Genomic DNA, 18,628 nt, shown 5'->3' on the forward strand with positions numbered 1-18,628 from the left:
TTAGATTAACCTATTTTTGAAGTTTAATTCTACGATCAATAATTTTCAAAATCAATAGGACGATAATAATACTAAACGCTAGACTTACCCCCAAATTATACAGGATTTCAGGACTTTGATCCAGCGCCCAACCGCATTAATAGAAAACGGCTATCTATTTGATACTATTAAGCGTGACTTTGAGACACAGGAATTGTAATCATAAATTCTGTTCCCACTCCTGTTTCCGATAAACATTGTAATTGACCTCGATGTTTTTCCGTAATAATTTGATAACTAATGGATAATCCTAATCCCGTTCCTTTTCCTAACGGTTTTGTTGTAAAGAAGGGATCAAAAAGCCGTTTTTGAGTGGATTCACAAATTCCGGGGCCATTATCTTTAATTCTAATTCTAATACTATCCTCAGCTACCCTTTGAAAGCGGTTAAATCGAGAATATAATCCTGAAGAAGCTAAAGGTTGACCTTGAATAAATTCCGTTTTAATTTTAATCCATGAGGGGTGTTCCTGAAGTTCTAATTCTGAACGGTGGCTATTATATTCTTCCGTTGCATCAATGGCATTAACTAAAATATTCATAAAAACTTGATTTAATAACCCAGCATAACATTCCACTTTCGGAAGATTACCATAATCTTTAATAATTTCAATGGGAGCTTTCTCAACCGAATTTTTTAGGCGACTTTGCAAAATCAATAACGTGTTTTCTAAACCTTCATGAATATCAATATTTTTAATCGGTGATTCATCTAAACGAGAAAAATTTCTTAAGGATTTAACAATACACTGAATTCGATCTGCACCCATTTTCATAGAATCAATTAATTTAGGAAAATCCTGTAATAAATACTCTAAATCAATGGCTTCAGTTTTTTCAATTACTTCTGGGTTGGGTTGATAACTGTGTTTATAAATCTCAATCAATTCAATTAAATTTTCGGCATATTCTTTAGCAAAAATAATATTACCATAAATAAAACTCACCGGATTATTAATTTCATGGGCAATTCCAGCCACTAACTGACCTAAACTTGACATTTTTTCACTTTGAATCAAATGCGCTTGGGTTTTTTGAAGTTCTTCTAAGGTTTGTTCAAGTTGCTGGGTTTTTTGTTTTAATTCCGCTTCCGAATTTTTGAGTGCTTTTTCTGCTAATTTTCGTTCGCTAATATCCATAACTGTTCCCAACAATCGAATTGTTTTTCCTTGGGAATTAACGGTTGGTTGACCTTTTCCATAGACATATCGAATCGACCCATCTATCCTCATCATCCGATAATCTAATTCAAAGCTATATCCTTCTTCAATGGCTTGATGAATCATCTCTTGATAGGTGTATTGATCATCAGGATGAATGAGTTGATAATAGTGATGAAATGTTAAATCATTATCTTCTTGTCCTAAAATTCTTAATAACTCATCAGAACAAGTAAAATTGTGGGTTCTTAAATCCCATTCCCAACTTCCAATATGAGCTAATTTTTGAGCTTCAGTTAGATTCGCTTCTCTTTGTTTTAACGCAGCAAAAGAAAGCTGTAATTGCTTCGCCATTGTATTAAAAAGTTGAGCTAAATTAAATAATTCCTTGGTTCTTCCGATAACAATTTTATTCCAGTCCCCTTGAGAAATTGCTGAAGCGGCTTGACTCATAGATTGAATTGATTGGGTTACCCAACGAGACGTAATTGAACCCAATAAAATGGCAACAAATAAAGCTGTAATACAGAGTAAAATCGTAATTCGAGTATTTTCATAGATTTTATCCATAAAATCTGATTCAGGAATGACCACGACGATTAACCATTGCAGTCCAGAGGAATCATTAAAAGGGACAACCTGAACAAATTGTTGTTCTCCATTTAATTTAAAATTCAGATTTTGAGTGGTTTTAATCTTGTGGAAATCTCTAAAGTTATTAAATAAAAATCGCATTGTCGATTGAATTAAATCCTGTTGATAACTTACAGAATTTGGAGACTGAAATAAAGCATTTTTGTCAGGAATAGAACTTGCAATTAATTTTCCACTTTGATCTAAAATAAAAGTCTGTCCTGATTGACCAATTTTTAAATTTTGTAAAAAGTGATTAATATGATTTAAAGAAATTTTAACCCCTGTAATTCCTAATAGATTTTGGTTCTCATCATAAAGGGCAATTCCTTGTATGATTGCTAATTGATCCTCAAACTCTAAATCTTCAGAAACTTGACTCCAAACGGTTTTACCTTTTCCATTAATAATATTTTTGTACCATAATTCTTGACGGGGATCAAGATTATCTATCATTTTATAACTCTTGATTTTATTCCACTTAGAATCCAAGTTATAGTAAAATAAAGAAAAATTAGTATCTGAGCTTGAACTAAAGAGAACGATCTGCTGATCAGATAGCTTTCTGGCTTCTATAAATACTTTTTCCTCGGAAGCGAATAAGATTGAATTAACGTTGGGAAATAATTGAAGATAATTCAATAAATGTTCTTCAATGAGAGCAGGTTCATTAATATTAAAACGAGGGTAATAAATGGCTTCGGAATTAATTTTATTAATCAGAGTAGGAAATTGAAGATAATAATCAAGATGTTGTTCTATTTTATTACTAATTTCCTGGCGAAGTTGAGTTGCGACTTCATTAACGGCTTCTTGACCATTTCGCAGGGATAACCATCCTGTTAAACCCACTGCAATAAAGGTTTGTAGAACAAAAGGAACGACAAGAATTGCTCGCAGAGGAACACCTCTAGCAATTTGATTTACCCATCTTTTCAGTAATCTTTTTGACATCTGAAAACAGCATAATGAGTGAGAATAATGTATAATACACCCTTACACTGAATTCATCGGGTCAATGCCCTTAGAATAGAGAATACTTGATTTGGACAACGGCTCAACTTCTAATTCCTATTACGGAGTCAAGCTTGAACCCAATCAACATCCAGATCTTGAATCTGCCTCTAATTTTAACTGAATTTTCAGCTAAAAATGTTTAGTTCATCGGCATTATTTTATTATTTTATATGATTGGCTCTCTCACAGGGATCATCGCAGATATTCAGAAAGGAAATGGAAATCGAGTTACGTTATTACTGGAGGTTAATAACGTCGGATACGAACTGCAAATTTTACCTCGTATGAGAATGGAATTACCCCCCTTGGGCGAGACCACACAAATCTTCACTCACCTACAAGTTCGAGAAGATCAAATGGTTTTGTATGGTTTTTCTAGTATGGCTGAACGAGATTTATTTCGCCAATTAATTAGCGTTAGCGGGATTGGAACTCAACTGGCCATCGCCCTTCTGGATACTCTGGGACTTCAAGATCTCATTCAAGCCATTGTTGGGGGTAATACTCGCGTTTTAGCTAAAACCCCAGGCGTCGGAAACAAAACCGCAGAACGCATCGCCCTGGAACTGAAAACCAAACTCTCGGAATGGCGAAATCAAGCGGGACTCCTTTCTGCTCCCTCTGGAATAGCCCCCCACATTCAGGAAGAAGTCGAAATGACCTTACTCGCCCTCGGTTATACTGGTGCTGAAGTCATGCAAGCGTTACAAGCGATTAGTCAAGATTCTAGCTTAGTTAAACAAACAAATTCTGACGAATGGATCAGGAGTGCGATCGCTTGGTTAAGTCAAGGGACTTGAAGATTTTTGTGTCTTTGTGTGTTTGGGGCTAGGATTATTATTAGCATGAAGACACAAGGACATAAAGAAATAAGTCTGTAATCAATTATAGTTGAAAAGCTATAACAATATCTCTTTTTTTACTACCATTTAATTTCCTCTCCATCTTCTAAGGTATATAGATCAGGTTCATGATTAAGAAAGTTAAATGTCCCTTCTGAATCGGCTAAATGTGCGATTTCTTCTGGGGAAGGGGAAGAGAGATCAAGAAATAATTTTTGTTCAAGGAGAATCCGTTCTTCCTTAGAAAGTGACTCAATAATTGTAATTAGAGATTCAACCCGTTTTCTGAACCCATATCTGCATCTCCTCTAGCTTGTGAACCGAATAAAATCAGGGTAAATAAGCGGTTTTGATAGAGTTGCTCAAATTCGGTTTTGAGTTTTTGTATAATCTGTTGGATTTTGGGGTTCATTTTTTTCTTTATGGTATAGAAATTCCAGGTATTATTCAAGTTGTCGCTGTCTAGTTTGGGATAGCTGACGTAACTTGTCTAAAATCGCTTCTTCCCAATACTGACTAACCGGAATAATTTGTGAGGCGGCAACTTCAATGGTAATATGCAGGACATCAAACCCTTCTAAACTATACCCATCTTCTTGATTATCCATTGGATAATACTCAACAATGGTAGCAATATCGCCTCGTTTGAGTTGATATTCGGGTAAATCTTCAGTTAGGGCGACTTGGGAAAATAGAGGATATTGTTGTTTCATTGATTTTCTCCTTTGTCTGGCACTAGAGTTACAAATCGGGTTGTATAGTTGTTAACTATCCATATTGTTAAGGTCTTGAGTTCAACATTATTTTGACCTCGAAGTGTTGCACGAATTATATATTTTTGACCATAACGGTTAGTTTCGACAAGTTCAGCAGGTTGGGTCAGAATTTGGTTTCTTAGGTCTTGTTCAAGTTGTTGCCAATTGTCTAATGAGGGGGGATCGATCTTCTATTTCAAGTTCAAGAGTTCAAAACTTGATAAATATAAGCCGAATTCAATCGGCTAATTTGGGGTGGCATATAAGATAGCCTATGTTGGAGGGTTGTGAAAGTAGTGAATCCCGAATATCCTTACTGGCTAGTGTTTAGATCAACGATAAACTGTACCTCACAGGGCTCGAAAGCAATATAAATCCTTTGTGACATCTGTTGGGAAGGCAATTTCAGCGATGAGGGATGAATTTTCGGAGCAAGCCACACCCCTGCAAAATTCCCGTAGACGTGAATAGACGCAAATAGCCTTGACTCAACTCATCCAGCATCAGCAACACCTGACACCCATTAAAACTGATCAAAAGTATGGTATTCTAAATGATTGTGGCAAATTACGGATTAACTTGAGATTCAACAACTATGGCTCTCACACAGCAGCGTAAACAAGAAATCATGTCCGAGCACCAAACCCATGAAACCGATACCGGTTCCTGTGAGGTGCAAGTGGCAATGCTGACCGAACGCATTAATAAACTCAGCGAACACTTAAAAATCAATAAAAAAGATCACTCCTCTCGGCGTGGACTTTTACTGATGATTGGCCGTCGCAAGCGTCTGTTAAGCTTCTTACAAGGTCAAGATAGAGAACGCTATAAAGCCTTAATTGCACGTCTGGGTATTCGGGGTTAGAATTCTGCGACTGGCGTAACAACCGAAGCCTTAATCTGTGACCTTAGCTTTCCTCCTGCATTTCCAGACCCATCTTTTAAACCTATGTCCTCTGAACGTCCTCCCGCACGTCCCGCCTTTGAACCGAGGAAAAATCGCAAAAAAAATAATAAAGCGACTTCAAAACCTCCTGTTAAGGCGGCTTCAGACCCTAAATCGACAAAACCTGATCAAAAGGTCAAGGCGACTGCTTCCTCTTCCCAACCTCAACCCCAAAAAACGAAAGACACTAAGCGTCGTTATACTCGTGAAGAAACGGCAATTCCAGAGCAAGTCAGTCAACGGATGCTCTCTCGAATGGTCGTTTTAGCGGGACTACCTTTGCTGATGGGCTTAGGAACATTCATTGGGAGTTATTTTGTAATTACCCAAGACTTGTTTCTCTTTCCCCATAGCATTGTTGTGATGATTAGTATGGGTTTTTTTGGGTTAAGTGTCGTGGGTTTAAGCTATGGCGTTTTGTCAGCATCCTGGGATGAAGACGTCTCAGGAAGTGTTTTAGGCTGGCAAGAATTTAAACTCAATTTAGGGCGAATGCAGGACGGATGGAAAGCTGCACGGCAAAAAAATCAGAAAAATTAAGAATTCAAAACTTTACGTCCAAAGTTGAATTGTAATACGCTAAATTTAGTTTAACGTCCCTGTATTTTCTGAAACAATTCCAGTTTTTTAAGTTTGATCAACCGATCATTCCAGGATAAATGATTATAGTAATGAAAGTCGGCACACCGGAAGCCGAAATTGAACGTTTAAATGCAGATCTCAACACCAGTTGGGGATTATCACCGGAAAAAATTGTTGGTAAACACAAAGTGGTGATTGGGTTAGTCGGTGAAACGGCAGACCTTGACCCCTTGCAACTGCGGGAAATGAGTCCTTTCATTGAGGATGTCTTACGGGTCGAAAAACCCTATAAACGGGTCAGCCGCACCTATCGTCAAGGAGAAGCCAGCGAAGTTACCGTTCCAACTCCGGCTGGAGATGTTACCTTTAGCGAACACCATCCCCTCGTTGTCGTTGCTGGGCCTTGCTCAGTGGAAAACGAAGAGATGATTATTGAAACCGCTAAACGAGTGAAAGCCGCTGGTGCTAAATTTCTGCGGGGTGGGGCCTTTAAACCTCGTACCTCTCCTTATGCGTTTCAAGGACACGGTGAAAGCGCCCTAGGGTTATTAGCAGCGGCACGGGAAGCCACCGGACTCGGTATTATTACGGAGTTAATGGATGCTGAAGATTTGGAAAAATTAGGAGAAGTCGCCGATATTATTCAAATTGGCGCTCGCAATATGCAGAACTTCTCTTTGTTGAAAAAAGTGGGAGCCCAAGATAAACCTGTTCTGCTAAAACGGGGAATGTCTGCCACCATTGAAGAATGGTTAATGGCCGCAGAATATATTCTCGCAGGTGGAAACCCAAATGTGATTTTATGCGAACGGGGCGTTCGGGGTTTTGACCGTCAATATACCCGCAATACTCTGGATTTATCCGTGATTCCCGTATTGCGATCGCTGACTCACCTCCCGATTATGATCGATCCCAGTCATGGCATTGGTGTCGCAGAATACGTTCCCTCCATGGCGATGGCCTCCATTGCCGCCGGAACCGATTCTTTAATGATCGAAGTCCATCCCAACCCAGCAAAAGCCTTGTCCGATGGCCCTCAATCTCTAACCCCAGATCGGTTTGACCATTTAATGCAAGAACTGTCTATAATTGGTAAAGCTGTCGGTCGTTGGCCGAAAGAACTGGCTGTTGTCGGTTAATTCCTTGACCCGGATGCTCAGATGCTCAGGTTGACCATCCGGGTCAAATTTTGAGAGTGTTGTTACCTTAAATTGGTTTTGATTTTCCACAGTTTAAAACTAATACTATTTTATTGGTAATCAAAATAAGAGTTTTTATTTTTTACATCTGTCTAAAGATAGATTTTTAAGCAGCTTGTGACAGTTTCTCATCTGGAATAATCTCTGAAAACTATATATAATAATAATGTTAAATTTCCTGAAATAATTATTGGTTGAGGAGTGCAATTACCGATGCCCAATCTCCATACAACGGCTTTTATAGGAACTGCGATAGCACTCACCCTAAATGGGGGTGAACTTTTAGCTCAAGAACTTTCCTCTCCATCCTCCTTACAAAATATTGTTGGATCTTCAGTAGAAATTGCGTCTAAAACGCTCTCAGAAACAACGGATTCAAATCCTGAACAGTTAGCAGTTGAAAGTACAGAACTTAATAATAACTCCGAGGAAGTTATTCAACAGCAACCGCAAACTTTATCAGAAGCTAAAACCACATTTCCCTCCACACAAGCCGCCGATTTAAGTAATAATTGGATGGAGCGAGTTGAGTGGAATATTGCTCAAAATTCAGATCAATCCTTACCCGTTACTCAACAACCTGAAGCAAGAGAAGAGAAACCCGAAGATCCCCGGAAAGCCGCTGATGCGAATGGTCGTCGCTTAAGTAATAACTATAATTATGTTGGACTCGGAGGAAATATTGGAATTACAGGAGATGGTTCAGGTTTAGGAGGAGGAGGTTTAATGAGCCTCTCCAAAACCGGATTTTCAGAAAACTTTTCCCTACATTCGGGTGGAATTATCATCGGAAGCGATAGCGCCAGTTTAGTTCATCTGACGGCTGATTTTCCAGTCAGAAGTGAAACAAATGCGGTTCGGTTTTCACCCTTTGTAGGAGCAGGAATTATCTACAAAGATATCTTTAATAATGACTTTAGCGTTGGCCCTTCAGCCGTAGCCGGAATTGATATTCCCATTTCTTACAGTTTCTTAATTACAGGCCGTGCTAGTGTGGGATATATTCGAGATGAAACAGATTTTGGGATTCAAATTGGTTTCAGTTATATTTACACGAAAGGACTACTGGGTTTAATTTTTGATTAATCTTCAGATAGCTGACGGTTGGCTGTTGGTTGTTAACCGTCAACCCTCAACCCTCTAAGGAGTGGTATCTGAATCTTGACCTTTTTGAATTAACGCTTCTGATTGTTGAACCATTGTTTTCAAAAGTTGATTTAATAACCGTAAATTTTCTGAGGATAAAGGCGTTACAGCAAGGCGAGTGCTAAGTTCACTGAGTTTATTTTGAAGTTGCTGCGTTAGCCGTAAAGCATCTAAACTCAATTTGGATAACTGTTGTTTTTGATAAAACTTTAAAGCAGCCCCTCGTAAAACCTGTAAGTTAGCTTCTTCTCCTAAGCTTCCGGGAGTAACTCTTAACCGCAATAATAGATGGGTATTTTGATAAACTCGTTCAATCTCAACTTGTTGAGGCTTATCAACGGGAATTAAAGGAAATTCGACTAATAATTTCAACTCATTAATTACCCCCTGAAATTGTTGATCTTCTAACCCCGCAACAACGGATTGTAAAACGCCATCCTGACTCCATAATATTCGAGATGAATTGGCTTCTTGGCGTTCAAAATAAAGTCGCCCAATCCCCCCCTTTAACACTCTTCCTAACAATTCTTGTAACAAATCATGGGGAGATAATATTGCTAAATCCTCCATCGGATTTTCTAAATCAGTTGTTTTAATCTCTAAAACTGAGGGTAAATTTAAGGAACCTGGAGATGCTAATTCTATCGGTTCCAGGGAAAACTTTTCGACCTCAGAAGAAAAATTAGCAACCAGTGACGGTAAAGATTCAAGAGGTTCTGACGGGGTAATATTTTTAGACTTAACAGAAGAATGAACTGCTGAATTTTGTATAAAAGTTTGGGAAGAAGTTTGAGGTTCAGAAGATAAGGTTTGTTCAACACTTGTTGAAATTGGTTCAGTTTTTTGAGCCTGTTGCGTATAATATAAATACGAAGACAACACAGATCTTTCTTCTTCGGAGGAAATAATCTGAGTTACAATTGAGCAATTCATATAAGATACAATCTTTTGAACATATTCTAAGGCGGATTCATCTTCTGAATCAACAACGCCCAAATATAATTGATTATCTTTGAGACAGAGCGGCAAAATTTGGTAATGCAAGCAAACTTCTAACGGTAAAATACTGTCAATTAAACCGAAAATTTGCTGCGCGTCCAACGGAATTGTTCCAGTGGCTTGAGATTTAGCTAACATTTTCTATTAATAGTGTCTTAGTCTAATATTCCCAGGTTTAGAGCTAATTCAGACTGAATTAGCTTCTCTGAAAAAGGCACTCCAACTCAAATTCCAGATCTGCAACCCGGGGAAGTGAAGAAGAGTGGATAGGTAACGGTTATCTTTATAACTTCAGTTTAACAGCCTTTAAGGAAATTACCTATATTGGCTAGAACGACAAGCAAAGCACCGGGAACAGTGAGAGCTACTCAGTTTGTCAAAAGTAATGATGTCGTCTTAAAATTATTTTTTTGCTCAATATAAACAGTGCAATGGTTAGAAGAAAAGGTTTTCTGAAACATTTCATAGCCGTTATTCTGGGGACAACGGTACTTTTAGACAAAGCTCCAAAGCCCGTGCTGGCGGTATCTGTTACCCCTCAAAACCCCATCCCTCTAGCACCATCCCCGGTTAAATTTTTAACCCCCAGAACCCCTAAATTTGCCACTTCTACCTTATTCCCCCCATTAAAACAACCCAGTTCTGATTCCATTCAAGTTAATTTGCAACTGGTGATTAAATTAAATGAACGTCGGGTTTATGTCTATCGCAATCAACAATTACAAACCAGCTATCCTATCGCCGTCGGTCGAGAAGGTTGGGAAACTCCAGTCGGTCAATATCAAGTGATTCAAATGATTACCCGTCCGACTTGGGAACATCCCCTTACCGGAGAAATTATTCCTCCAGGGCCAGATAATCCGTTAGGTCAGCGTTGGATTGGGTTTTGGACAGATGGAAAAAACTATATTGGATTTCATGGAACTCCGAATACTGAAACTGTTGGACAAGCCGCATCTCATGGTTGTATTCGGATGTTTAATCAAGATGTTTTGGCTTTATTTGAGATGGTAAAAATCGGAACCCCTGTGATTGTTGAACCTTAGTTACAAATAATCGGGATTTTACAGATTTTAAAGTTTAATTGAAAAAATGCTGTAAACTGAATTCTGGTTATTGAAAAATCCATATTCATGACAAACCCTGCTGCACCTGAAATTCATCCCAATCTTTGGCCGGAGTTATTACAACAACTGTTAGACCGCCAATCCCTATCGATAACCCAAGCTTCACAATTGATGCGGGGATGGTTGGAAGAAGCAGTTCCTCCTGTGCTGTCTGGGGCTATTTTGGCAGCTATCCAAGCTAAAGGGGTATCCGCAGAAGAATTAGCAGGAATGGCATCGGTGTTACAGTCCTGTAGTAGAGACGTGCCATGGCGCGTCTCTACAGAATCCTCTGTTTCTTACCGTGTCATTGATACCTGTGGAACCGGAGGTGATGGTGCTTCAACCTTTAATATTTCCACAACCGTTGCCTTTGTGGCAGCAGCGGCTGGGGTTCCGGTAGCCAAACATGGAAATCGGTCTGCATCGAGTAAAGTCGGGTCTGCGGACGTTTTAGAAGCTTTGGGGGTTAACTTAAAAGCACCCGGAGAAAAAGTTACCCAGGCGTTATCGGCGGTTGGAATTACATTTTTATTTGCTCCGGGTTGGCATCCGGCGATGAAAGCGGTTGTTCCCCTGCGTCAAACCCTAAAAGTCCGAACGGTGTTTAATTTATTGGGGCCCTTGGTGAACCCTCTGCGCCCCACGGGACAAGTTATGGGGGTTTTTGACCCAAAATTGCTCCCCACCATTGCTCAAGCTTTAAATGAATTGGGGACAGAAGTGGCGATTGTGTTACATGGACGGGAAAGACTGGATGAAGCGGGGTTAGGCGATATAACTGACTTAGCGATTTTATCCCAAGGTCAGATTGAACAAACCACCCTCAACCCTCAAGATGTGGGGTTAACTTCAGCCTCTATCACGGCTCTTAAAGGGGGAGATGTGGAAGAAAATGCTGAAATTCTTCGCAATTTATTACAAGGAAAAGGTACACAAGCTCAACAAGATGTCGTGGCTCTGAATGCCTCTTTAGCATTACAAGTGGGGGGTGCTGTGCCTATGGGTTGCCATCAAAAAGGGATCTCTTTAGCTCAAGAGATTTTGCAAAGCGGTGCGGCGTGGTCAAAACTCGAACAATTGGTACAATTCCTCAAGGATTAAGATTAGGCACGGGGGCGAAATTCAATCACATCTTGTTTAATGGTGAGATCGTATGTTCCAAAAAAGCCCTGTCCTAATAATCCGATTTCTAAGACCGGAGAAATCGACACTTCCACATTGCTCATTTGTAATCCCCCGACATTAATAGAATCTACACGACCCACCTGTTGATTGACCAATTGATCACTGGCGGTGTTAATGGGTAGATTTCCATAAGGTTGCACCTTTAAAGCATCTGCCATTGCAGGCGTAATTACAACTCCAGTTGCTCCCGTATCTAATAACATTTCAAAGGTATTTTGACCATTAAAATTAACATCAATAACGGGAATTCCTCCTTGTCGGCGTTTAATCGGAATTTGAAAAACTCCGGGTGTTGTTGGATTTGCAGATAGGGGATTTGAGGTCGGAAATAAACCACAAACCGACTGCGTTAAATTCTCAACATTTCCAGAGGGTTCACGAATAAAACAACCCGGATATTCTTGAGCCTTAACGGGAATTTCACTGAGCAAAACTCCCATCAAAAGGACAGAAAAACTTAGTCTAAGGGAATAGACATCAATTAAAATTACTTGGCTCATAATCTTACCCTGCTATTTTAGTTTAAGGATTAGAGCGTTCAATCTCTTCATTCGGTCTGGTAGGTGATGATGACAATCTCAGAACCTTAATTCACGAAGCAGTTATTTATTCTTTTATTGCCTAGCTCGAAATTCAACAATATCTGCTTTAATCGTAACATCATATTCTCCAAAGAAATCTTGACCCAGTAAACCCACATCTAAAGTCGGAGCGATCGCAACGGTGAGATTATTTTTAATAGCCCCAGCTACCTCCAGTTTCTGAATAGTACCCAAATCAAATTCCACATTTTTTTGACTGGGTGTATCTGCTTTACCTCGACCGGAGGGAATGACCCCTAAAAGTTCTGCCATCAGTGGAGTAATGACTGTTCCACTGGCTCCGGTATCAACCATCATTTCAAAGGGTTGTTGACCATTAAATACAACTTGGATGACCGGGATTCCTCCATCTCTTCTAACAATTTTAGCTTGATAAATACCGGGTGTTGCTAGGGGAGAAATCGCTGTTTTTGCATCAGTTTGTGGAAAAATACAAACTTGATTTAAAGAAAGCATCTGTCCGGTTTTTGTTTTCATAAAGCAACCGGGGTATTCTTGAGCGATCGCACCGAGAGGATCACTCAAGATAAAGCCTGTGGTTGATAATAAAATCGAAAACAGAGGGATTAACCGAGATAAACCGTGCCTTTGGGCTTGTTCAGCCAAAACCTTTAGATAATACAGCCATAGAGTTGCAAAAGCTGATAAGGGATGTGACCGGACTAAAGACGGGGAAGTATTCATATTTTACTGATAGTCAAGCGTTAGCTTTAATCGTTACAGAGATCTTAGTCAGCGTCAATTTTCCCGATCAAAGATTACCTTTAGCTATGTTCTGTGTTCTATCTTAAATGGGGAGTATGTCAACCTTTCGCGCTATCGTAAACAGCAGATCTAAAGTCAGTTTGTTTAAGGCAGTCGTGAAATACTTTTTTTTAACCGATGGATGGACAGTAGGACGAGTCTGGGGAGTAGGAGGTCTGTGGGATCAAAGCCTACGTCGCCGTCCACCCGAAATTCAAAAAATGAACCTCTGTATTTGGAATCAAACTCAACAGGAAAAGATGTGGCTGTATCGGGTTGAAGATGCTGTTTTGATGTTAGAAGTCAAACCCGATATTACCCCAATTAACAACCCCTCTAGCACCATTGGTCAAGTTGTTCTGACTCGCTTAATTACAGCCGATCAAGTCCTAGAACGCTTGGCAAGTGCTTCCACAGAATGTCAAATGAATAATAGTCTGTAATCTCACGGTTGAGTCGTGGGGAGTCAGTGTTCAGCCCAAGAATCTCCCAACAATCTCCCGACACAGTGAAGCTTGTCGGTGAGAGTGTCAAAACTATTGCATTTGGTTCTAACAATCGATACACTTCTTTAAGATAAGCTTCATGTTCGTGGAGATCCCGTTAATGATCTAACCGAAATTGATGACTTTTCAATTGAGGGACGATCAATTCGGGCGTATTCATAGCAAAGTTATAAAAAAGTAGACCATTATCAACTAGGAGGAGCGTAGTCAATGGGACTACCCTGGTATCGTGTACACACAGTTGTTCTGAATGACCCAGGACGATTGATCTCTGTACACCTGATGCACACCGCTTTGGTGGCAGGTTGGGCTGGATCTATGGCCCTTTATGAACTCGCAATTTATGATCCTTCTGATCCCGTCCTCAACCCGATGTGGCGTCAAGGGATGTTTGTCATGCCCTTCATGGCCCGCTTAGGGGTTACTCAATCCTGGGGCGGTTGGAGTCTCACCGGAGAAGCCGTTACCAACCCTGGTGTTTGGTCTTTTGAAGGGGTGGCTGCCACTCATATCATTCTGTCTGGTTTACTCTTCCTGGCTGCCGTTTGGCACTGGGTTTTCTGGGATCTGGAGCTATTTACCGATCCCCGAACAGGCGAACCTGCCTTAGATTTGCCTAAAATGTTTGGCATTCACCTGTTCTTATCAGGTCTGCTTTGCTTTGGTTTTGGGGCTTTCCACCTAACGGGCTTATTTGGCCCTGGAATGTGGGTGTCCGATCCCTATGGCATCACCGGAAGTGTGCAACCCGTTGCACCTGCTTGGGGGCCTGAAGGATTTAACCCGTTCAATGCAGGTGGTATTGTCGCTCACCATATTGCCGCCGGTGTTGTTGGCATTATTGCGGGTCTGTTCCACCTTTCTGTTCGCCCGCCCCAACGCTTATACAAAGCTTTGCGGATGGGGAACATTGAAACGGTGTTATCCAGCAGTATTGCTGCGGTGTTCTTCTCCGCTTTCGTTGTCGCTGGAACCATGTGGTACGGTTCTGCGGCCACCCCCATCGAACTGTTTGGCCCGACTCGCTATCAATGGGATAGTGGTTACTTCCAACAGGAAATTCAACGCCGGGTACAAACCAGTGTTGCCCGTGGGGATAGCTACGCTGAAGCTTGGGAAAAAATTCCTGAAAAACTCGCCTTCTATGACTATGTGGGCAACAGCCCAGCTAAAGGCGGTTTATTCCGGGTTGGCCCGATGAACAATGGCGATGGCATTGCTAAAACTTGGTTAGGCCATCCGGTATTCAAAGATTCTGAAGGACGGGAATTATCAGTTCGCCGTCTTCCTAACTTCTTTGAAACCTTCCCAGTAGTCCTCACGGATAAAGACGGTGTGGTTCGCGCTGATATTCCCTTCCGTCGGGCTGAGTCTCGCTACAGCTTTGAACAAGCTGGAGTGACGGTCAGTTTCTATGGTGGTGAATTAGATGGCAAAACCTTTAAAGATGCCCCAACCGTTAAGAAATACGCCCGTTTAGCCCAACAAGGGGAACCCTTCGAGTTTGATCGGGAAACCTTGGGATCTGACGGGGTGTTCCGCACGAGTACCCGTGGCTGGTTTACCTACGCCCACGCTTGCTTTGCATTATTGTTCTTCTTTGGCCATATTTGGCACGGTTCTCGGACGATCTTCCGCGATGTGTTCGCTGGGGTGGAAGCCGATCTCGAAGAACAAGTGGAATGGGGTCTGTTCCAGAAAGTGGGTGACAAAACGACTCGCGTTAAGAAAACCGTCTAGGATACCCCTAGTTCAGGCTTTTGCAGTCTTTTTGTCAACCTAATTTTTAGAGAGTTGGAGCTTTGTTCATAAAGTTTCCAACTCTCTCTTTATTTAGACGGATTCCATCTTCCTTAATCGCTCAATGGTAGACTGTTAGAAAACAATAAGTTTAGGAAACATTAACATGGAAAGTGTTGCTTACATCTTAGTTTTGACCTTGGCCTTAGGAGTTCTCTTTTTTGCAATTGCATTCCGGGAACCCCCTCGGATTGGGAAGTAACTGGCAATAAGAGAATCTTTTTCCGATCCAATACTGAGTGATGAGGATTTGGGGTAATCTATTTAACGTTCTGTACCGTCGCCAACCCAGAAAGGCTGGGATTGATTTCTGGAAACCGAAGGTTCACTCGTTGAACTAAAACCTTAAGTTCTCATGGCTGAGTATTGGACTGTTCAAACGTTACCCCCGTGCTTTGTACTCACTGTTCAGAAAACTTCTGTTCGGTGAACTCTATGCTCAAAGGACGTTAATCATGCAGTGTCCAGTTTGCCAGTATACCAATAGTCGCGTACTGGAGTCGCGTTCGGCTGAATCGGGTAAAAGCATTCGGCGACGTCGGGAATGTCTCCAGTGTCAGCATCGGTTTACGACTTATGAACGGATTGAATTTGTTCCCATTACGGTGATGAAGCGGGATGGGAAACGAGAATCCTTTGATCGCTCTAAATTACTGCGGGGAATGGTTCGAGCTTGTGAAAAAACAGGACTTTCTGCTTTAGATTTAGAATCAATTATTGATGAAATTGAAGCGGAACTGCAACAACGTTCCCAACGGGAATTTCCCACTCAGGAAATTGGAGAATTAGTTTTGCAACGACTCAAATCTTTAAGTGAAGTTGCCTATGTGCGGTTTGCTTCCGTTTATCGACAATTTCAAGGGATTCGAGATTTTGCCGAAGCGTTGAATCACTTTCAGAGTGATACTGAGCCTCAAAACGGGAATGAACCCACTTCAACCCAGGAAGATCCGACTTCCCCACAGGAAAGTTCACCGCTTGAAACCTCCCCTTCTTTGTGTTCTGCCTCCTGAGTTCCATCTCAATAGCAGAGTTATAATTTTTCATTTACCCCAATTAATCTTGAACTCTAGCCCCAACCGGATAAAACTTTGGGCAAGTCCTGACCCAAAATCGATCAGTTATGGCATAATAGATATGCTCTGAACAGTTATACTATTTAAGTTAACTCCATTTACCTGTTCCCCCTAGGCATCAACACAGCTTACCTGACACCTCCGGGTAAAGGTTTAGGCTGTATATTTAGGTTGATGGCCTTAATTATATAGGAGCTACTAGACTTGACGAGGCAATGCTCTGTTTATCTGTTTTCAGCAGATATTCTATGGGCTTCGGATGTCAAGTCAGCAGTTTTGATCGCCTAGAAATTGGCTGATCAGCCAGGATCAAAAACCTCTCTTAACTGCAAAGACAACCATTTAATAGGAGCAACTTTAGGACACAACTCGCATGATCAATCAGAAAACAAAACCAAAAGATGTGGGCTTCACCCACGAAGATTTTGCCGCCTTACTCGATAAATACGACTATCACTTTAGTCCCGGTGACGTAGTGGCGGGGACAGTTTTTAGTCTAGAGCCAAGGGGTGCTCTGATTGATATTGGTGCTAAGACCGCAGCATACATTCCACTACAAGAAATGTCAATTAATCGGGTGGAAAGTCCTGATGAAGTATTACAGTCCAATGAAACCCGCGAGTTTTTCATTCTGACCGATGAAAACGAAGATGGGCAATTAACTCTTTCCATTCGTCGCATTGAGTATATGCGGGCATGGGAGCGCGTCCGCCAACTGCAAGCGGAAGATGCTACCGTCCGTTCTCAAGTCTTTGCCACAAATCGAGGCGGCGCTTTAGTTCGCATTGAAGGATTGCGGGGCTTTATTCCAGGCTCCCATATTAGTACACGCAAACCCAAAGAAGAACTCGTTGCTGAAGAATTACCCTTAAAATTTCTAGAGGTTGATGAGGATCGCAATCGCCTCGTTCTAAGCCATCGTCGGGCTTTAGTTGAGCGGAAGATGAACCGCTTAGAAGTGGGTGAAGTGGTGACAGGAACCGTTAGAGGAATTAAACCTTACGGGGCGTTTATTGACATTGGTGGCGTGAGTGGTCTGCTCCACATCTCAGAAATTTCTCACGATCACATTGACACGCCTCATAGCGTCTTTAATGTCAATGATGAAGTCAAAGTCATGATTATTGACTTAGATGCAGATCGCGGCCGGATTTCCCTTTCAACAAAACAACTGGAACCCGAACCGGGAGCAATGGTTAAAAATCCTCAGCTTGTGTATGAGAAAGCTGAAGAAATGGCAGCCAAATTCCGGGAAAAACTCTTGGCGGCTCAACAAGGAACTGTCTCGATTGAAGTTCCCGCAGAACTGGATGAAGCAGATATTCCATCTGCCATTGATGATGAAATCCCATCGGCCATTGACGATGACATTCCAGAAGCCATCGAAGAAGACGTTGAACCTGTTGCCGAGGGAGTATAAGTTTCAACGGAACAAAAAGGAAGAGGGAATAGATTTTTTTCTGTTCCCTCTTCCTTTTTCCCTATTTTTTTTGGAGTTTTTAAGGTTGGTTACTCTTCAAGTTCAGACGGTTACTTTTTCTAATATCGCAGCCGTTATCTTCGATAAAGATGGAACCTTAGAGGATTCTACGGATTTCTTGAGGAATTTAGCTCAAAAGCGATCGCGTTTAATTGATGCTCAAATTCCGGGGATTGGGGAACCTCTATTGATGGCTTTTGGGGTTCAGGGAGATAGCCTTGACCCTACTGGATTGATGGCGGTGGGAAGCCGACGAGAAAATGAAATTGCAGCCGCCGCCTATATTGCAGAAACGGGACGAGGGTGGTTAGAGTCTTTAAATATTGCCCGTCGTGCTTTTGAAGATGCAGATTATTATCTCAAGTCTACTCCCCCTTCTCCTTTGTTTGTTGGGGGTTTAGACATTATCAAATCCCTATCCGATGCGGGGGTAAAGGTGGGGATTCTTTCGGCGGCGCCGACTGCACAAGTCCAACGTTTTGTGACACACCATCAACTCGAACCCTATATTCAATTACAAATGGGGGTCGATGACGGCCCAACAAAACCCGATCCGCGTTTATTTTTCAATGCTTGTCAAGCTCTTGGGGTTCATCCCTCTGTTACTTTAATGGTAGGAGATGCTCAGGGGGATATTGATATGGCGTTGGCAGCCCAGTCTGGGGGTTGTGTAGGGGTCTGCTGGAAGCCATCAAATTCTCAGCATCTTAAAGGTGCTGATGTGGTGATTGCTCAATTAGATGAGATTAAAATTTTAGCTTCTTCCGTAAGAAGCCCCACGTCTGACCCGTGATTTGCAGCGTGGGAT

The 18,628-nt window shown here is 41.4% G+C and carries 20 protein-coding genes; 13 read left to right on the top strand and 7 right to left on the bottom strand.

Annotated elements, in window-relative coordinates:
- Positions 1 to 167 precede the first annotated feature (167 nt).
- A complete protein-coding gene (locus IQ236_RS04280; RefSeq protein ID WP_193868122.1) occupies positions 168 to 2,786 on the bottom strand; it encodes an ATP-binding protein in 2,619 nt (872 codons plus the stop codon).
- 233 nt (positions 2,787 to 3,019) lie between these two features.
- On the opposite strand from IQ236_RS04280, the gene ruvA reads away from it, so the two are divergent.
- Positions 3,020 to 3,649 carry a Holliday junction branch migration protein RuvA gene (ruvA, locus tag IQ236_RS04285; RefSeq protein WP_193868123.1) on the top strand — a complete coding sequence of 210 codons (630 nt, stop codon included), beginning with the start codon at positions 3,020 to 3,022 and terminating at the stop codon, positions 3,647 to 3,649.
- Between the two features lie 307 nt (positions 3,650 to 3,956).
- Here the strand turns inward: ruvA and IQ236_RS04290 are convergent, their stop codons facing one another.
- From IQ236_RS04290 to IQ236_RS28295, 3 genes are read right to left on the bottom strand one after another with little or no spacing between them, the layout of a single operon-like run.
- Positions 3,957 to 4,103, bottom strand: a complete 147-nt coding sequence (locus IQ236_RS04290; RefSeq protein ID WP_193868124.1) for a nucleotidyltransferase domain-containing protein — start codon at positions 4,101 to 4,103, stop codon at positions 3,957 to 3,959.
- A gap of 31 nt (positions 4,104 to 4,134) precedes the next feature.
- On the bottom strand, positions 4,135 to 4,404 hold the full coding sequence (locus IQ236_RS04295) for a DUF4926 domain-containing protein (protein ID WP_193868125.1): 270 nt from the start codon (positions 4,402 to 4,404) through the stop codon (positions 4,135 to 4,137).
- Complete coding sequence (locus tag IQ236_RS28295; RefSeq protein WP_407676140.1) at positions 4,401 to 4,634, bottom strand: DUF6883 domain-containing protein; 234 nt, start codon at positions 4,632 to 4,634, stop codon at positions 4,401 to 4,403. The genes IQ236_RS04295 and IQ236_RS28295 overlap by 4 nt, the downstream gene beginning before the upstream one ends.
- A gap of 407 nt (positions 4,635 to 5,041) precedes the next feature.
- Between IQ236_RS28295 and rpsO the strand changes: the two genes are divergently transcribed.
- The 4 genes from rpsO (at position 5,042) to IQ236_RS04315 (ending at position 8,259) form a co-directional block, all read left to right on the top strand.
- A complete protein-coding gene (gene rpsO / locus IQ236_RS04300) occupies positions 5,042 to 5,311 on the top strand; it encodes a 30S ribosomal protein S15 (protein WP_072717223.1) in 270 nt (89 codons plus the stop codon).
- Between the two features lie 84 nt (positions 5,312 to 5,395).
- A complete protein-coding gene (locus tag IQ236_RS04305) occupies positions 5,396 to 5,932 on the top strand; it encodes a PAM68 family protein (RefSeq protein WP_193868126.1) in 537 nt (178 codons plus the stop codon).
- A 119-nt stretch (positions 5,933 to 6,051) separates the two neighbouring features.
- Positions 6,052 to 7,113 (top strand): 3-deoxy-7-phosphoheptulonate synthase, encoded by a 1,062-nt coding sequence (gene aroF, locus IQ236_RS04310; protein WP_193868127.1) that lies wholly within the window; start codon positions 6,052 to 6,054, stop codon positions 7,111 to 7,113.
- Positions 7,114 to 7,386: 273 nt separating this feature from the next.
- Entirely contained in the window at positions 7,387 to 8,259 is an 873-nt protein-coding gene (locus tag IQ236_RS04315) for a hypothetical protein (protein ID WP_193868128.1), read from the top strand.
- Positions 8,260 to 8,313: 54 nt separating this feature from the next.
- Here IQ236_RS04315 and IQ236_RS04320 read toward each other — a convergent pair whose 3' ends face one another.
- Entirely contained in the window at positions 8,314 to 9,456 is a 1,143-nt protein-coding gene (locus tag IQ236_RS04320; RefSeq protein ID WP_193868129.1) for an ATPase, T2SS/T4P/T4SS family, read from the bottom strand.
- A gap of 293 nt (positions 9,457 to 9,749) precedes the next feature.
- Between IQ236_RS04320 and IQ236_RS27595 the strand changes: the two genes are divergently transcribed.
- Complete coding sequence (locus IQ236_RS27595; RefSeq protein WP_228041417.1) at positions 9,750 to 10,364, top strand: L,D-transpeptidase; 615 nt, start codon at positions 9,750 to 9,752, stop codon at positions 10,362 to 10,364.
- 87 nt (positions 10,365 to 10,451) lie between these two features.
- Positions 10,452 to 11,528, top strand: a complete 1,077-nt coding sequence (trpD, locus tag IQ236_RS04330) for an anthranilate phosphoribosyltransferase (RefSeq protein ID WP_193868130.1) — start codon at positions 10,452 to 10,454, stop codon at positions 11,526 to 11,528.
- Between the two features lie 2 nt (positions 11,529 to 11,530).
- On the opposite strand, the gene IQ236_RS04335 is transcribed toward trpD, so the two are convergent.
- Both IQ236_RS04335 and IQ236_RS04340 read right to left on the bottom strand, forming a co-directional pair.
- Positions 11,531 to 12,112, bottom strand: coding sequence for a retropepsin-like aspartic protease family protein (locus tag IQ236_RS04335; RefSeq protein ID WP_193868131.1), 582 nt, complete (start codon positions 12,110 to 12,112; stop codon positions 11,531 to 11,533).
- Positions 12,113 to 12,226: 114 nt separating this feature from the next.
- On the bottom strand, positions 12,227 to 12,898 hold the full coding sequence (locus tag IQ236_RS04340) for a retropepsin-like aspartic protease family protein (RefSeq protein ID WP_193868132.1): 672 nt from the start codon (positions 12,896 to 12,898) through the stop codon (positions 12,227 to 12,229).
- 176 nt (positions 12,899 to 13,074) lie between these two features.
- Here IQ236_RS04340 and IQ236_RS04345 point away from each other — a divergent pair, with 176 nt between their 5' ends.
- From IQ236_RS04345 to IQ236_RS04370, 6 genes are all read left to right on the top strand, one after another.
- Positions 13,075 to 13,401: a hypothetical protein gene (locus IQ236_RS04345; RefSeq protein ID WP_190521817.1), complete on the top strand. Its 327-nt coding sequence runs from the start codon at positions 13,075 to 13,077 to the stop codon at positions 13,399 to 13,401.
- A 273-nt stretch (positions 13,402 to 13,674) separates the two neighbouring features.
- The gene (gene psbB, locus IQ236_RS04350; protein ID WP_193868133.1) at positions 13,675 to 15,204 is read left to right on the top strand and encodes a photosystem II chlorophyll-binding protein CP47; all 1,530 of its coding nucleotides are present in this window, start codon (positions 13,675 to 13,677) and stop codon (positions 15,202 to 15,204) included.
- A gap of 166 nt (positions 15,205 to 15,370) precedes the next feature.
- Positions 15,371 to 15,466: a photosystem II reaction center protein T gene (locus tag IQ236_RS04355; RefSeq protein WP_006619121.1), complete on the top strand. Its 96-nt coding sequence runs from the start codon at positions 15,371 to 15,373 to the stop codon at positions 15,464 to 15,466.
- A gap of 253 nt (positions 15,467 to 15,719) precedes the next feature.
- The gene (nrdR, locus tag IQ236_RS04360) at positions 15,720 to 16,277 is read left to right on the top strand and encodes a transcriptional regulator NrdR (RefSeq protein WP_190521813.1); all 558 of its coding nucleotides are present in this window, start codon (positions 15,720 to 15,722) and stop codon (positions 16,275 to 16,277) included.
- Positions 16,278 to 16,713: 436 nt separating this feature from the next.
- Entirely contained in the window at positions 16,714 to 17,760 is a 1,047-nt protein-coding gene (locus tag IQ236_RS04365) for a 30S ribosomal protein S1 (protein ID WP_072717213.1), read from the top strand.
- Between the two features lie 85 nt (positions 17,761 to 17,845).
- Positions 17,846 to 18,613 carry an HAD family hydrolase gene (locus IQ236_RS04370; protein WP_193868134.1) on the top strand — a complete coding sequence of 256 codons (768 nt, stop codon included), beginning with the start codon at positions 17,846 to 17,848 and terminating at the stop codon, positions 18,611 to 18,613.
- Positions 18,614 to 18,628: the final 15 nt, after the last annotated feature.

It is taken from the genome of Planktothrix mougeotii LEGE 06226 (genome assembly GCF_015207485.1).
GTDB lineage: Bacteria > Cyanobacteriota > Cyanobacteriia > Cyanobacteriales > Microcoleaceae > Planktothrix.

Bases quoted from the DNA above. Each gene is read 5' to 3' on its own strand.
- IQ236_RS04280 (WP_193868122.1), bottom strand. From the start codon at position 2,786: ATGTCAAAAAGATTACTGAAAAGATGGGTAAATCAAATTGCTAGAGGT.
- ruvA (WP_193868123.1), top strand. From the start codon at position 3,020: ATGATTGGCTCTCTCACAGGGATCATCGCAGATATTCAGAAAGGAAAT.
- IQ236_RS04290 (WP_193868124.1), bottom strand. From the start codon at position 4,103: ATGAACCCCAAAATCCAACAGATTATACAAAAACTCAAAACCGAATTT.
- IQ236_RS04295 (WP_193868125.1), bottom strand. From the start codon at position 4,404: ATGAAACAACAATATCCTCTATTTTCCCAAGTCGCCCTAACTGAAGAT.
- rpsO (WP_072717223.1), top strand. From the start codon at position 5,042: ATGGCTCTCACACAGCAGCGTAAACAAGAAATCATGTCCGAGCACCAA.
- IQ236_RS04305 (WP_193868126.1), top strand. From the start codon at position 5,396: ATGTCCTCTGAACGTCCTCCCGCACGTCCCGCCTTTGAACCGAGGAAA.
- aroF (WP_193868127.1), top strand. From the start codon at position 6,052: ATGATTATAGTAATGAAAGTCGGCACACCGGAAGCCGAAATTGAACGT.
- IQ236_RS04315 (WP_193868128.1), top strand. From the start codon at position 7,387: ATGCCCAATCTCCATACAACGGCTTTTATAGGAACTGCGATAGCACTC.
- IQ236_RS04320 (WP_193868129.1), bottom strand. From the start codon at position 9,456: ATGTTAGCTAAATCTCAAGCCACTGGAACAATTCCGTTGGACGCGCAG.
- IQ236_RS27595 (WP_228041417.1), top strand. From the start codon at position 9,750: ATGGTTAGAAGAAAAGGTTTTCTGAAACATTTCATAGCCGTTATTCTG.
- trpD (WP_193868130.1), top strand. From the start codon at position 10,452: ATGACAAACCCTGCTGCACCTGAAATTCATCCCAATCTTTGGCCGGAG.
- IQ236_RS04335 (WP_193868131.1), bottom strand. From the start codon at position 12,112: ATGAGCCAAGTAATTTTAATTGATGTCTATTCCCTTAGACTAAGTTTT.
- IQ236_RS04340 (WP_193868132.1), bottom strand. From the start codon at position 12,898: ATGAATACTTCCCCGTCTTTAGTCCGGTCACATCCCTTATCAGCTTTT.
- psbB (WP_193868133.1), top strand. From the start codon at position 13,675: ATGGGACTACCCTGGTATCGTGTACACACAGTTGTTCTGAATGACCCA.
- IQ236_RS04355 (WP_006619121.1), top strand. From the start codon at position 15,371: ATGGAAAGTGTTGCTTACATCTTAGTTTTGACCTTGGCCTTAGGAGTT.
- nrdR (WP_190521813.1), top strand. From the start codon at position 15,720: ATGCAGTGTCCAGTTTGCCAGTATACCAATAGTCGCGTACTGGAGTCG.
- IQ236_RS04365 (WP_072717213.1), top strand. From the start codon at position 16,714: ATGATCAATCAGAAAACAAAACCAAAAGATGTGGGCTTCACCCACGAA.